General features: G+C 74.5%; 10 protein-coding genes. 6 read left to right on the top strand and 4 right to left on the bottom strand.

All coding sequences use genetic code 11. From position 1 onward, the window contains the following. A partial coding sequence (locus AB0F18_RS20015; RefSeq protein WP_362062427.1) for a hypothetical protein occupies positions 1-2,807 on the top strand: 2,807 nt, incomplete at its 5' end. 26 nt (positions 2,808-2,833) lie between these two features. Beyond that, a complete protein-coding gene (locus tag AB0F18_RS20020) occupies positions 2,834-3,757 on the top strand; it encodes an ABC transporter ATP-binding protein (protein ID WP_362062523.1) in 924 nt (307 codons plus the stop codon). Positions 3,758-3,879: 122 nt separating this feature from the next. Here AB0F18_RS20020 and AB0F18_RS20025 read toward each other — a convergent pair whose 3' ends face one another. After that, entirely contained in the window at positions 3,880-4,581 is a 702-nt protein-coding gene (locus AB0F18_RS20025; protein ID WP_362062430.1) for a helix-turn-helix domain-containing protein, read from the bottom strand. A gap of 458 nt (positions 4,582-5,039) precedes the next feature. Between AB0F18_RS20025 and AB0F18_RS20030 the strand changes: the two genes are divergently transcribed. Further along, entirely contained in the window at positions 5,040-6,452 is a 1,413-nt protein-coding gene (locus AB0F18_RS20030) for an AMP-binding protein (protein ID WP_362062433.1), read from the top strand. Beyond that, positions 6,449-7,369: a hypothetical protein gene (locus AB0F18_RS20035; RefSeq protein WP_362062435.1), complete on the top strand. Its 921-nt coding sequence runs from the start codon at positions 6,449-6,451 to the stop codon at positions 7,367-7,369. Before AB0F18_RS20030 ends, AB0F18_RS20035 begins: the two co-directional genes overlap by 4 nt. A 34-nt stretch (positions 7,370-7,403) precedes the next feature. Here AB0F18_RS20035 and AB0F18_RS20040 read toward each other — a convergent pair whose 3' ends face one another. Further along, positions 7,404-8,993 carry a protein kinase gene (locus AB0F18_RS20040; protein ID WP_362062438.1) on the bottom strand — a complete coding sequence of 530 codons (1,590 nt, stop codon included), beginning with the start codon at positions 8,991-8,993 and terminating at the stop codon, positions 7,404-7,406. A gap of 210 nt (positions 8,994-9,203) precedes the next feature. On the opposite strand from AB0F18_RS20040, the gene AB0F18_RS20045 reads away from it, so the two are divergent. Further along, positions 9,204-11,036: a glycoside hydrolase family 15 protein gene (locus AB0F18_RS20045; RefSeq protein WP_362062441.1), complete on the top strand. Its 1,833-nt coding sequence runs from the start codon at positions 9,204-9,206 to the stop codon at positions 11,034-11,036. Positions 11,037-11,262: 226 nt separating this feature from the next. Beyond that, positions 11,263-13,074, top strand: a complete 1,812-nt coding sequence (locus AB0F18_RS20050) for an ABC transporter ATP-binding protein (protein WP_362062443.1) — start codon at positions 11,263-11,265, stop codon at positions 13,072-13,074. On the opposite strand, the gene AB0F18_RS20055 is transcribed toward AB0F18_RS20050, so the two are convergent. Together AB0F18_RS20055 and AB0F18_RS20060 are read right to left on the bottom strand one after the other, a co-directional pair. Beyond that, positions 13,071-14,216, bottom strand: coding sequence for a permease (locus AB0F18_RS20055; RefSeq protein WP_362062526.1), 1,146 nt, complete (start codon positions 14,214-14,216; stop codon positions 13,071-13,073). The genes AB0F18_RS20050 and AB0F18_RS20055 overlap by 4 nt on opposite strands. Before the next feature lie 132 nt (positions 14,217-14,348). Then, positions 14,349-14,942: a TetR/AcrR family transcriptional regulator gene (locus AB0F18_RS20060; protein WP_362062446.1), complete on the bottom strand. Its 594-nt coding sequence runs from the start codon at positions 14,940-14,942 to the stop codon at positions 14,349-14,351. Positions 14,943-14,980: the final 38 nt, after the last annotated feature.

Below are 14,980 nucleotides of genomic sequence, written 5' to 3' on the forward strand. Positions count from 1 at the left end.
CCCGGCTGCGGGCGGCCAGGCTCGGCAGCGTGCTCGCCGCCGTGCTGGCGTTCGTCGCCGTCCTGCTGGCCGCCGCGCTGCCGCGGGCCCAGGACCGGGGCGCCGACCAGGCCCTGCGGTCCTTCCTCCAGCGCGGCGGGCCGGGCTACACCAGCCTGCTGACGACCGCGCCGCCCGCCGGGCCGGGCCAGGGCACCGACCGGCTCGACGCGACGCGCGCAACCCTCCTCGCCCACACCGGAGGCAGCTTCCGCGTCGACCCCGAAGCGGTGGTGTACGGAGACCGGACCGTCAAGGGACGGGCGCTGCTGAACCCCGAACTGTCCGCCCCGTCCGGCCTGCCGCCCGTGATGCGCCTGCTGTACGTACGGCACGCACAGGAGCACGTGCGGCTGGTGGAGGGGCAGTGGCCGAGCGACGCGCCCCCCGCCCCCGACGCCTCCGCCGCCTCCGCCGAAAGCGGGCCTCCGCTGCGGATCGCGCTCTCGCAGCGCGCCGCCCGGACCATCGGCGCCCGCCTCGGATCGGTCCTGACGTCCTCGCCCGTGCCCGGTGGCGGGCCCCGCGTGGAAGTCGTCGGCCTCTACGCGGTCCGGGAGGAGACCGAGGACTTCTGGGTGGACCTGGGATGCCTCGCCTTCGCCTGCGAGTACCACGAGGGGGACAACACCTACTGGGCCGCCGACGCCCTCGTCGGAGCCTCCGACCTGCCCCGCCTGCCCGGCTGGAGCCCCACCGCCGAGGACTTCTGGCGGCTTCCGGTGGACACCGGCCGGCTGCGGGCGGCCCGGCTCGGCGCCACCGAGCAGGACATCGCCTCGTACCTCACCGGGCCCGTCGCCGCCGAGCTCCTCGCGCAGACCGGGCGCGACCTGCTCCGGACCAACTCGCGGCTGCCCGAGCTGTTCACCCAGGCCCGGGCCCGCAGCCAGGCCGCGGCCCCGCTCGCCGCGATCGGACCCGCCGGTGTCGCCGGTGTCGCCCTCGTCGTCCTGTGCCTGGCCGGAGCGCTCGCCGCGGACCGCCGGGAGGCCGAGCTGAGGCTGCTGCTGGCACGGGGCGGCTCGCGCGCCGGCATCGTCGGCCGGCTCCTCGGCGAGGGCGCCGTCACCGTGCTCCCGGCGGCCGCGGCGGCCACCGCCCTCGCCGTCCTGCTGCTGCCCACGCCCCGGCTCGCGGCCTCGCTGCTCTCCGCCGCGGCCGTCGCCCTGCTCGCGCTGCTGGCCTTCCCGCTCCGCGCGGCCGTCCTGCTGTCCCCGCCGCGCCCGGCCGCGCGGTGGCGCAGGCCCGTGGCCGAGCTGCTGGTCCTCGCCGCCACCGGCGCCGCCGTGTCGGAGGTGCGCCGCCGCGGGGTCGCCCCCGCCGGCAGCGACCCGGACCCGCTGCTGATCGCCGCCCCGCTGCTGCTCGCGCTGTGCGGGGGACTGCTGCTGGCCCGGCTCCTGCCGCTGGTGACCGGGTGGCTCGCCCGGGCGGCCGGCCGCCGCCCCGGGCTGGTCGGCTTCCTCGGGCTGGTACGGGCCGCACGGGGCCCGGGGGGCCGGAGCGCCGGTACGCCGGCCCGCGGCCGGACCGGCCCCTCCGTCCTGCCGCTGGTCGCCCTGCTCCTCGCCGTCACGACCGGGGGGTTCGGGGCCGCCGTCCTGGAGTCCGTGGACGCGGCCCGCCTCGACGCGGCGCACCGGACGATCGGCGGTGACGCGGGGATCTCCGCGGTGGGGGCCGGATCGCTGCCCGACGGGCTCGTGAAGGCCGCGGGCGAACTGCCGGGCGTACGGACGTCCGTGCCGCTGTGGACGGACGACGACACCTTCGTGCTCGGCACCGCCCCGGGCCGCACCCGGGTCACCCTGGTCGTCGCCGAGCCCGCCGCCTACGCGGCGCTCTCCCGCGGCCTGGGCTGCGGCGCCTTCGACCCCGCCCTGCTGGCCGGAGGCGGTACGGGTTCCGCCGACGCCCCGGTGCCGGTGCTGTTCACCGCCGGCCTGGCACGGCAGGCCGGCCCGGGCACGTACACGCTGCGGCCGGGACCGGGCGGGGAGCTGCGGGTACGGGCCGCCGGCGTCATCGGATGCACCCCCGCCCCGCCGGGCCCGGCCGGGGAGACCGTCATCCTGCCGGCGGGACCCGCCACGGACCTGATCCGCGGCGGAGTCCACCCCAACCGGTGGCTCGCCCTGGGCTCCGTCGACGCGGAGCGGCTGCGCGCCCTGACCCGGGCCGCCCGCCCGGCGCCGTCGGCGACGCCCCCGGCCGCTCCCGCACCGGCACCCGCCGCCGGACAGGACGCGGACTCCGCGGCGCAGCCGGCCGACGAGCGGTACCTGGTGCGCACCGCCGCCGAGGACGCCGCCGAGCTGGGCGCCGACCCGCTGCAGGGCTCGGCCGAGCGCCTGTTCTGGTCCTGCGTGGCCGCGGCGGCCGGCTTCGCGCTGCTGGCCGTCCTGCTGACGCTGCTGCAGACCGTCCCCGAACGCGCGGCCCTGCTGGCCCGGCTGCGCACCATGGGGCTGCGCCGCCGGCAGGGCGTGGCGCTGATCCTCGCCGAAGCCCTGCCGCAGACGCTGGCGGCGGCCCTGGGCGGCGCCCTGATCGCGGCCGTCGCGGTGGCGGCGCTGGGTCCGGCGATGGACCTGTCCACGCTGGTCGGGGCGAGCGCCCCGACCGGCGTACGGCTCACCGCGGGGGCCGTACTGACCCCGGCCCTGGGCCTGGCCGCCCTGGTCGCCGTGGCCGTGCTCGTCGAGGCGGCGACATCAGGGCGACGGCAGATCACCACCGAGTTGAGAGCGGGAGACCAGCGTTGAACAGCGACCAGCCGACGTACGAGGAGCTGCGCCGCAGGGCGACGGCCGCCGCCCGGCCCCGCACCCGGGCGGCGGACGCGGCGATCGCCTGCGACCGCCTGGTCCGGATCTTCAGCGCGGACGGCATCGAGGTGCAGGCCCTCCAGGGGCTGGAGCTGACGGTCTCCCAGGGCGACCTGGTGGCCCTCGTCGGAGCCTCGGGCAGCGGCAAGTCCACCCTCCTGAACATCCTGGCGGGCCTGGACGTCCCGACGGCGGGCAGCGCGGCCGTCGCCGGGTACGACCTGCTGGAGCTGTCGGCGCGGGACCGGTTGCGCTACCGGCGCGAGGCGGTCGGCTTCGTCTTCCAGCAGACCGCCCGCAACCTGCTGCCGTTCCTGACGGCCGCCCAGAACGTGGCCCTGCCCATGCAGTTGAAGGGCGGCCCGCGCCGCGGTGCGGGCGCCCGCCGCGCCGCCCGGGTCGGGGAGGTCCTGGACGCCCTCGGGATCGGCGACCTGGCGCACCGGCGCCCGGCGGAGCTCTCCGGCGGCCAGCAGCAGCGTGTGGCGATCGCCGTGGCCATGGCGAACGACCCCAAGGTGCTGCTGGCCGACGAGCCCACGGGCGAGCTGGACTCGGAGACGGCCGCGGCGGTCTTCGAGACCTTCCGCACCGTGAACAAGGAGCTCGGCGTGACGGTGGTCATCGTGACGCACGACCCCATGGTGGCGGGCGAGGTCCGGCGCACGGTGGCGATCCGCGACGGCCGCACCAGCAGCGAGGTCCTGCGCCGGCTGGTCACCGACGAGCACGGCGAGGAATCGGTCAGCGAGCGCGAGTACGTGGTCCTCGACCGTTCCGGACGCGTCCAGCTCCCCCCGAAGTTCCTGGAGGCCCTGGGCATGGAGCACCGCCTGGCGGTCGACCTGGCCCCGGACCACATCGAACTCCGCCCGGACCACGGCTAGACGGTCCCCCACGGCGGGGGCCGAGCCCCGCGCCGCGCTGCCGAGGGCCGGGCCTCAGCCCCGTTCGGGGGCCGGGGGCCCGGTTCCCCCTGCGCGCGTACCTCAGGCGCCCTGCGGGGCGCTCACCGGGCGGCGGCCGGCTCCAGCCGGGCCGGTCTGTCCGGCGCGGCCGGCAGGCGGGACAGGTTGGCGCCGATCACCGCCGCCGTGCGGGCCACCGCCCCGCCCAGCGAAGCGATCAGCTCGCGGTCCAAGGCGATCGCCGCCACCGCCGCGACCACACGGCCCGCCGCGGAGAACACCGGTGCCGCCACCCCCGAGAGCGCGCTCACGCACTGCCCGTACTCGAAGACGAAGCCCCGTTCCCGGACCCGCGCGGCCTCCCGGGCCCACGCGGCCCGCGCCCACCCCTCGGGCGCCCCCGCCTCCGGCTCGTACGCCGTGAGGACCAGCTGGGCCGCGCTCCCGGACGGCAGCACCACCCCGGGATGCAGGGGGAACACCTGGTCCGCCTCGCCCCGCACGCCCGCCACGACGATCGTGTGCCCTCCCTCGGGCACCGCCAGACTCAGACTCAACTTCCCGTTGTTCGCCGAGAGTTCACGCAACGGCCGGGCCGCCGCCGCGCGCAGGGCCCGGGCCGGGTGCCAGGCTTGTCCCAGCCGGAACGTGCGCGGGCCGAGCCGGTAGCGGCCCGAACAGCTCTGCACCGCGCCGAGGGCGACCAGCTGCCCCAGCAGCCGGTGCGCGGTGGCCTTCGGCAGCGCCGCGTCCGCCGCCAGACGGGTCAGACCGACCTCGTCCCCGTGTGCGAGCACCTCCATGAGTGCGAACGCACCTTCCAGTACTCCCCGCCCTTCAGTGCCGGATCTGGCCATGAGCGGTTCCCCCTCTCATGCGGGCCCACCGGTCGGATGAGACCGCAAATTCCCCGTTCGTACCGGCCCATCAGCAGAAAAGGTGTTGCCATCCTCCGCTTTTACCGGTCCGTTGAACGGACCCGATCATTGCTCGCCCGGCGCGATAGCGCCACTGTGTTCTCACTCAAGCGGCGAAACGATTCGGTGCCCCAGTGGCCCGGGTCCGGACGCCGGCTCGGTACGACACAAGGAGGATGAAATGAGCGCCATCAAGACCAGCGCCAAGCAGTTCAAGTACGTCATGAGCGCCATGACGGCCGTCTTCTTCAGCTCCTGCTCCGCCAGCTGACGTAGATACCGGGGGGTGGGGGCGGCAAGTCGCCCCCACCCCCTTTCTTTTCATGACGTGCGAGGGAGGCACAGTGCTGGAGACCGGTGTCCGGCAGGTCCGGGTGGCGATGGCCATGGTGTTCGGACGACGGCTGAACGTACGGGCCGTGGAGCGGCTCGTCGCCGACGCCCTCCGCACCCTGGAGGAGTTCGGCTCGCTCGGCGACGACGTCGACGAACTGGCCGAGGGGCCCTTCGCGGACCCGGACGAGCGCCGGGAACTGCAGAACCGCGCGCTCCAGCGGACCGTGCGCCGGCTCGCCGACCGCTCGCCCTTCTACCGGGAGCGCCTCGCCGGAACGGACCTCGACGCGCTGACCACCGAGACGCTCACCGCGATCCCGGTGACCCGCAAGGCCGACCTGATCGAGCGCCCCACCGACTTCCTGTGCAGCTCCCCGTACCTGGTGACCCAGACCACCGGCACCACCGGCCGCCCCGTCCAGATCTGGCTCTCCCGCTACGAGATGGAGCTCTGGCCGGCGCTGATCGCCCTCTCGGTCGTGCTGCGCGGCGACATCCGCCCCGGCGACCGGATGCAGATCAACCTCAGCTCCCGGGCGACGGCGGCCGTCCAGGAGGACGTCGAGGTGTGCCGTCTCGTCAACGCCTCCTGCCACGTCGTGGGCCAGATCCCTCCGGAGGAGTCCGTCGAGCAACTGTTCGGCCGCAACGGCGACAAGCCGACCATCCTCACCGGCAACCCCAGCTACCTCGCCCGCATGGTCACCGCCGCCCGGCGGCTCGGCTGCAAGCCGGACGAGTTCGGGCTGCGGGCGGTCTACGCCGGCGGCGAGGTCATGTCCGGCGCCCTCACCGCGGCCCTGCGCGAGACCTTCGGCGCGCAGACCGTCGGCGACAACTTCGGCATGACCGAGCTGCTGCCGGTCGGCGGCCGCACCTGCGGCCGGCGGCACCTGCACATCGACCCCAACCAGGGCTACGCCGAGGTGCTCGACCTCGACACCGGCGAGCCCGCCGCCCCCGGCCGGCTCGGCGAGCTGACCGTCACCCCGTACTACCCCTACCGCGAGTGCATGCCCGTCCTGCGGTACAACACCGGCGACGTGGTCCGCACCCTGGACGGAGAGCCGGACTGCGAACTCGCGGCCGTGCCCGCCATCTCCCAGATCCTCGGCAAGGCCAGCCAGATCCACCGCACCGCCGACGGGGTCGTCACCCCGCGCGACATCGTCGAGGCCCTCGACGGCACCCCCGGCCTGCCGTTCCCGCTTCGCCACCGGGCCGGCGTCGCCGACGACGGCCGGCTCCACGTGGAGCTCGTCTCCCGGGAGCTCACCACGGCCGAGGTGACCGGGCTGCTGCGCGCCCGGGACATCGACGCGCGCGTCACCGTCCTGCCGCTCGACGACGAGGAGGCGGCGCGCCGCTTCCCCCTCCGCTGTGACCTGTTGGAGCACACCTTCACCCGGAGCCACGCATGACGGTCTTCTTCCAGCTCGCGGTCAGCACCGCCCTGGCGCTCGCCGTGGTGGCCGGCGCGATCACGTACTTCCGCAAGGTGCGCACGCCCAGGCCGCCGCTCGGCGTCTTCAACGGCCGTGACATCTTCATGATGATGGGCTTCGTCCTGGCGCTGCCCTACGTCTACCTCGCCCTGCCCGGCGGCGTCCTCCCGGTCGTGCTCGCCCTGGTCTTCGCGGGCGGGCTCTCCGTCGGCTACACGCCGATCATCGCCAACGGCCGGGTGCGCTGGGCGCTGATCACCGCACTGATCGCCAGCGTCCTCGTCTTCCACCTGGCCTTCGGCGAGACCGCGCCGCCGTACTGGGTGGCGAACAGCATCGTCGTCGGCCTGGTCGTGGTCTCCGCCACCAACCTCAACGTGCAGGGCGGCATGCGGCTGGCGAACGTCGCCTGGTTCCTGGTGGCGCTCGCCGTGTACGACGCCTTCTTCGCCTGGGTCGTCCCGCTGACCGAGGAACTGTCCGACGCCGTCCAGGGCTACCCGTACGCGCCCGCCGCCGGACTGCGCATCGGCGAGGACCTGGGCGCCGTCCTCGGCATGGGCGACCTGCTGGCCTACGCCCTGTTCACCACCGCCGCGTACAAGGCGTACGGGAAGGCCGGCCTGCGCACCGGAGTCGCCCTCGTCGCCCTCTTCGGCGCCCTGGCCCCCGTGGCCGCCCTGCACCTGGCCGCCGCGGTCACCGGACACACCCCGGCCCTGATCCCCGCCCAGGTGTTCTTCGGCCCGGCGGCCTTCATCGGCTACCGGGTACTGCGCCGGCGCGGCCCGGAGCGCCGGATGGCCGACGTGCCGTTCGGCCCGGACCGCGCCGACCGGCCGGAGCGGCAGCCGGCCCCGCTCGGCACCGCACCCACCCGCTCCGCGGCCTGATCCGGCGGCCCGGAGCCGTCCGCCGCCCGACGGCTCACGTCGTACAGGTCCCCACGGACCCCCAGCGCAGGAAGCGGGGGTCGGCGTCGTCGTCGCGATCGACGACGCCGACCGCGTACCGGGCGTAGGGCCACCCCTCGCGGGCGAGGGCTTCGCCACGGAGCGCGTCGCAGGCCACGGCGGCGGCGGTCTGCGCCCACTCCTCCTGCTCGGCCCGGCTCCACTCGGGCTTCGTCGCCCACACGTACATCACACGCTCCCGCGGGGCGAACCCGATGCTGGTGTTCGCGTCGCTGATGTAGCGGGGGTCGTACACGAGGCGGGAGTTGCCGTTCCATTCGCGGAAGAGCCGGTGCACCGTTTCCGTGGCCATCCGGACCTCCTCCCGGTCCGTGCTCGGGATCCGCGCCGCCGCCAGGCCCGTCACGGTGGGCAGCCGGCCGTCCGGAGCCTCGGCGTCTCCTTCGGTACGGCGAGGCGCGGGCCGAGGGGCGGTCGTCTGCCGGCCGGTGTCCACGGACGCCGGCGGCCGGTCGTCCGCACTCGCGGTGGCCGGCGGCGGGGAGACGGAAGCGGCCGGGCGCGCCTTGTCCTCGGCCGGTAACGCGAGCGCCCCGCCCACCAGGCCGCCGACGACGGCCCCCGCTGCCAGGGTGATGCCGATACGGACGCCCGGCCGGCCACCCGGCCGCCAGGGCGGGTCGTACGGGGCGGGCACGTTCCACTCGGCTCCGACGAGACCGCCGACGACGGTCGGCGCCCCGCCGGGCCGGATGACCTGGGTGGCCTGGGCGGCGAGGAGGCCGACGCACATCCGGGCGGTCTCGTGCGCGGCGGGGCGGGCGGCCGGATCCTTGGCGAGGGCGTTCTCCACGATGCCGCGCAGTTCCGCGGGCAGGCCGGTCAGGTCGGGGTCGGCGGACATGACGCGGTAGGCGACCGCGTCCGGTGCGCCCGTGCCGAAGGGGGCGCGGCCGGTGGCGGCGTAGGCGACGAGCGTCCCCCAGGCGAACATGTCGCCAGCCGGCCCGACGGTGCCGGTGCGGTAGTGCTCGGGGCTGATCCAGCCGGGGGTGCCGGTCATGGCGCCGGTCCGGGTCACGGAGGTGCCGTCGGCGGCGTGGGCGATGCCGAAGTCCAGCACCCGGGGGCCGGTGGCGGTGAGGATGACGTTCTGCGGCTTCACGTCCCGGTGGACGACGCCCGCCGCGTGGACGGCCGCGAGGGCCTGGGCGGTACCGGCCGCGAAGGCGTACAACGTGCCCCCGGTGAGGGGGCCGTGGGCGGCGAGGTGCCGGTCGAGGGTGTCGCCCGAGGCGTACGCGGTGGCCAGCCACGGGGTGGCGGCATCGGGGTCGGCCGCGACGAGCGGTATGAGGCACGGGCCCTGGACGCGGGCGGAGAGCTGGACCTCGCGCCGGAAACGGGCCCGGAACTCGGGGTCCTCGGCCAGCGCGGTGTGGACGACCTTGACGGCGACGCGCTGCCCCGCCGGATCGAGGGCGGCGTGGACGGTGCCCATGCCGCCCGAGCCGAGACGGCCGATGACACGGTAGGGGCCGACCCGCTTGGGGTCGCCGGGGCGGGCCGGCCGAACCGGCCCACCGGAGCGGGCAGTGCTCACGGAGCGTCCGTTCCCCTTCCGCGGCCGAGGTGTGCCGGGGCTGGAGGCACCCCACCCGTCGGAAGGGTCCGGCAAGGCCCGGAGGGAGGATCGTACCGGTGGGCCGAGGGGCCCGTGCGCACCTCGTGCCAGGGCGCCCGTACGGCGTGCCCGGTGACGTTCGTGACCGTAGCGTGAGAGGGGGGCGGCCGCGGCTGTGGAGGGAGCGCCATGCGTCGACGCCGATATCCGCCGATCGGGGACCACGGGCTGATCGGGGACCTGCGGACGGCCGCGCTGGTCTCCTCCGAAGGGGTGCTCGACTGGTTCTGCGCCCCGCGCTTCGACTCTCCCAGCCTGTTCGCCTCCCTGCTCGACCACGACCGCGGCGGGTACTTCGCCATCGCGGCCGAGGGGCCGGACCCCGTCACCCGGCAGCTGTACCTGGCCGACACCGCCGTCCTCGTCACCCGGTTCATGACCGAGGACGGCGTCGGGGAGGTCGTCGACTTCATGCCCCTGGGGGAGGCCGAGGCGCCCGCCGACCGGCACCGGATCATCCGGATCATGCGCGTCACCCGGGGCGCGGTCCGGTTCGGGATCGAGTGCCGGCCCGCCTTCGACTACGGCCGCGCCGGACACGGCCTGGAGGTGGACGCGGACACCGCCCGCTTCACCGGGCCGGAGGTCTCGGCGTACCTCCAGGTCAGCGGCCCGGTACGGATCGCGGCAGACGGCGCGGCGGTACGGGGGGAGGCGGAGCTGGGGCAGGGCGGGCTCGCCGCGGCCGTGCTGACGGTATGCCACGACCCCGCCGCCGCACCGCCGGAGCCGATGACCGCGCCGGAACTGCGCCGCGCGTTCCTGGCCACGTACGACCACTGGCACCGCTGGCTGAGCCGCAGCCGCTACCGGGGCCGCTGGCAGCAGATGGTCAACCGGTCGGCGATCACCCTCAAGCTCATGACGTACGCACCCACCGGCGCCCCCGTGGCCGCCGTCACCATGGGCCTGCCCGAGCGGGTCGGCGGGGAGCGCAACTGGGACTACCGCTACACCTGGGTGCGCGACGCGTCGCTGTCGGTGAAGGCCCTGCTCGACCTGGGGCTGGAGGACGAGGCGGAGGCGTTCCGGCGCTGGCTGGGGGCCCGCGTCCACAAGGGCGGCACGGTGACCGGTGAACCGCTGCAGATCATGTACCGGGTCGACGGGGACCCGCACCTGGGCGAGGAGGTGCTGGACCACCTGGAGGGGTACCGGGGATCGGCACCCGTACGGCTCGGCAACGGCGCGGCCGGGCAGCTGCAGCTCGACATCTACGGCGAGGCCGTCTTCGCCCTCAGCCACGCCGCCGACCTGGCCCAGCTGGCCGGGTACGACGGCTGGCAGAACCTGAGCGGCCTCCTCGACTGGCTCGCCGGCTCCTGGGACCGCCCCGACGAGGGCATCTGGGAGACCCGCGGCGGCCGCCGGGACTTCACGTACAGCCGGCTGATGTGCTGGACCGCCTTCGACCGGGGCATCCGGCTGGCCGCCGAACTGGCCCGGCCCGCCGACGTGGCCGGCTGGACCGCCGCGCGGGACGCCGTCTTCCACCAGATCATGGAGCGCGGCTACAGCGACCGCCGCAAGGCGTTCGTCCAGCACTTCGACGGCGACGTGCTCGACGCCTCCCTGCTGCTGATGCCCACCGTCGGCTTCGTCTCCCCGAAGGACCGCCGCTGGCTGTCGACCCTCGACGCGATCGAGTCGGAGCTGGTCTCGGACAGCCTGGTGCACCGCTACGACCCGGGGGAGTCCCCGGACGGCCTGCGCGGCGACGAGGGCACGTTCTCCCTGTGCACCTTCCTGTACGTCGGCGCCCTCGCCCGCGCCGGCCGCCTCGACATGGCCCGCTACGCCTTCGACAAGATGCTCACGTACGCCAACCACGTCGGCCTGTTCGCCGAGGAGATCGGGCCGACCGGGGAGCAACTGGGCAACTTCCCCCAGGCGTTCACGCACCTGGCGCTGATCGCGGCGGCGCTCGCGCTGGACGAGGAACTGGACCGGAGCGGACGCTGAGCCGCATCCGCGCTCCGATCCGCTCACCGCCGGCCCGACTGGACCGACGGCGCCGCGGCGCCGCTGCTCCTGCCGCACGCCTGAGGCACCCTGTCGCGCAGTGCACCCGTTCCCCTACAGTGCGTGATGCCCGTACCGGTCGAAAAATACGTGGACCGGGCGGGCGCCCTTGCGGAACACTGCGGAACCTTGTCTGACGGTCCGACACAGCAGGGTTGGTACGGGAATGCCAGAATCATCCAAGAGTTCGCCGAGCAGGGGCTCGGTGTTCCTCGCCCTTCGTTACTACGGACGGGAGTTGGCCCGGCTGCGGCGGTGGACCGCCCCCGCGATGCTGCTCCCCGCGGTCGGCAACATCGGCATCAACTACGTGGCGCCGCTGGTCGTCGCGAAACTCGTCGGCCGGATCTCCGAGGGCGCCGTCACCCGGACGGGTGCGATGCTCCCGTACGTCGTCGGCTTCGCCTCGGTCCTGCTCCTCTCGGAGGCGATGTGGCGCCTCGGGCTGCACTGCCTCAACCGCGTCGACGCCCTCGGCGTCGAGCGGCTGTACGTCATCGGGCTGGACGAACTCTTCGCCAAGGACGCCGCGTTCTTCCACGACAACTTCGCCGGCTCGCTCACCAAACGCGTCCTGAGCTTCGCCTCCCGCTTCGAGGAGTTCGTCGACGCGCTGACCTTCAACATCGTGGGGCGGCTCGGACCGCTGCTGTTCGGGTCGGTGGTCCTCTGGCACTACGACCCGCTGCTCGTCGTCGGGCTCCTGACGATGATCGTGGTGACCGCGGTGATCGTGGTGCCCCTGATCCGCCGCCGCCAGGCGCTCGTCGACCAGCGGGAGGAGGCGATCGCCCGGGTGTCGGGCCACGTCGCCGACAGCCTGATGAACATGGACACGGTGAGGGCGTTCGCCGCCGAGGGGCGCGAGGCCGCCGAACACCGGTCACGGGTCGCGGAGTCCAGGCGGCTCATGCTCCGCTCCTGGGACTACGGCAACCTGCGCATCGACACCGTGGTCGCGCCCATGTCCGTACTGACCAACGCGCTCGGCCTGCTCCTCGCCGTCGCGCTCGCCGGGAACGGACACGGGGTGGAGGCGGTCGTCGTCGCCTTCACCTACTACGGCAACGCCACCCGCATCATGTTCGAGTTCAACCAGATCTACCGCCGCCTCGAAAGCTCGATGACGGAGGCCGCGCAGTTCACCGAACTGCTCCTCACCCCGCCGAAGGTACTCGACCCGGCCTCCCCGGAACCGCTCAGGAAACAGACCGCCGACGTGTGCTTCGAAGGGGTGCGCTTCACCCACGCGGGCGGATCGGAGCCGCTCTTCGAAGGCCTCGACCTGGCCGTCGCCGGCGGCTCGAAGATCGGACTCGTCGGCCGGTCCGGCGGCGGCAAGACCACACTCACCCGGCTGCTGCTGCGGATGACGGACATCGACGCCGGCCGGATCCTGATCGGCGGCCAGGACATCAGCCGCATGACCCAGGCCGACCTGCGGAGCCTGATCGCCTACGTGCCGCAGGACCCGGCCATGTTCCACCGCACCCTGCGCGAGAACATCGCCTTCGCCCGGCCGGACGCCACCGACGCCCAGATCCGCCGCGCGGCCGAGGCGGCACACGTCACGGAGTTCGCCGACGCCCTCCCGGACGGCTTCGACACCATGGTCGGCGAGCGCGGGGTGAAGCTCTCCGGCGGACAGCGCCAGCGGGTCGCCCTCGCCCGCGCCATCCTGCGCGACGCGCCCGTCCTGCTGCTCGACGAGGCCACCAGCGCCCTGGACTCGGAGAGCGAGATCCTCGTCCAGGACGCGCTGTGGCGGCTCATGGACGGCCGGACGGCCCTCGTGGTGGCGCACCGGCTGAGCACGGTCGCCACCATGGACCGGCTCGTCGTCCTCGACCGCGGACGGATCGTCGAGCAGGGCACGCACCGGGAGCTGCTCGCCGCCGAAGGCGCCTACGCGAAGCTGTGGCAGCACCAGTCGGGCGGATTCCTCGACGACGCCCCGGCGCGGGCGGACCTGCTCTAACGGGGGGAGGACGAGGGGGAGCCGCCCATCATGCGGAGCATGTCCCGACCGCCCGTCCGCAGGAAGCGGACCACGAAGGCGGCCGCCAGGCCCAGGAAGGCGATGTTGAGGAAGGTGGTGTAGTCCCAGCGGACGCCCTCCTCCGGGAGGCGGGCGCCGGCCTGGTCCGGGACCAGCCCGAGCCCGCCGAAGACGAACTCGACGGCGTACCCGGCCACCACCACGGCGACGTAGAAGGTCCCGAGCAGGAACAGGGTCATCCGGGGGCCGTAGTACTTCCGGTAGATGTTCAGGATCGGCAGGATCAGCAGGTCGGCGAAGACGAACGACACGACGCCGCCGAAGCTGATCCCGCCCTTCCACAGCACGACGGCCAGCGGCACGTTGCCGATCGAGCAGACGAACGAGGCGACCGCCACCAACGGGCCGATCACCGGCCCCCACAGCCGGGCGGCCAGCGGGTGCCCCTCGAAGAAGAAGGCCCGCCAGAAGGACTCCGGCACCCAGGCGGCGATGGCGCCGGCGATCAGCAGTCCGACGACCAGGTCCCGCAGGATCGCCGCCCACTCCATGACGAAGACGTGGCTCGTCGCGGTGAACCCCCGCCCCGACAGCAGCCGCCGGGCGAACGAACCCCCGCCGTCCACCGACATGTCCATCGCGGCATGGCCCTCCATGGCCCCCGCCACACCCCGCTCGGCCTGCGCCCGGGCCCGGGCCAGCAGTCCGTCGCGCAGGAACAGCCGGAAGAGCAGGGCCAGTACGAGGATCATGACCGGCCCGCCCGCGAACTCCGCGGCGGTGAACTGCCAGCCCATCAGCAGCGCCAGGATGATCCCCAGCTCGACGACGAGATTGGTCGACGCGATCTCGAAGGCCATGGCGGCGGTGAAGTGCGCGCCCTTCACGAACAGGGAGCGGGCCAGGGCCACGGCGGCGTACGAGCACGAGGACGAGGCCGCGCCCAGACCGGCGGCCACGGCCAGGGTGCGGGCGCGGTCGTCGCCCAGCAGGCTGACCACGGTGGACGTGCGGACCACCGCCTGCACCATCGCCGACAGGGCGAAGCCCAGGATCAGCGCCCAGGTGATCTCCCAGGTCATGGAACCGGCGATCGACAGCGCGTGCGCCACGGCGTGGATCATTCCCGAAGCTTCCCCCGGCCGTGCCGTCACCGGGGGCGCGACACGGCAGGCCGAAGGGGTGGGGGCGCCCCGGATCCGCCGGCCGGTCCGCGGATGCCGCGGGCCCGACCCCCGGCTCCGGCCCGCCGGTCAGGCCGGGGGCGCGGGGACCAGGGCGGCGACCAGGCGGGCGGTGGTCTCGCGGGGGTCCGGGCCCTCGGGGCCGCGTGTCATCAGCAGGTGGTGGACCGTACCGACGAGGGCCAGGGCCACCGCGCCGGAGTCCAGCCCGGCCGGGACCCGGCCCCGCGCGCGTTCCGCGTCCAGGTAGGCCCGTACCGAGTCCTCGATCGCAGTGAACCCAGGTGCCCCCGACCGCAGTGCCTCCCGCGTGTGCAGGGCGGAGGCCGGCCGGGTGAGGGCGAGGCCGACGACGCCCGGGTCCAGGGAGTCCAGCAGGGCGAGCGCCACCCCGGCGAGGTTGCCGGCCACCTCGCCCTGCCCGGCCCGCCCGGGGAGGGCCTGCGCCAGCCGCGCCGTCCGTGCGAACCGGTCCAGCACCAGCTCCGCCACGAACTCGTCCAGCCCGGCGAAATGCGTGTGCAGCACACCCTTGGCACAGTCGGCCTCGGCGGTGACCGCCCGGCTGGTGAGGGCGGCCGCGCCGTCACGGGCCACCACGCGTTCGGCGGCCGCGAACAGGCGCTCGCGCAGGTCCGGGATGGCTACTCCACGGGGTGACATCGGGGCGCTCCGGTTCAAGAGGTGATTGCGGGTATGGG

The sequence above is a fragment of the Streptomyces sp. NPDC029216 genome (assembly GCF_040648015.1).
Lineage (GTDB): Bacteria > Actinomycetota > Actinomycetes > Streptomycetales > Streptomycetaceae > Streptomyces.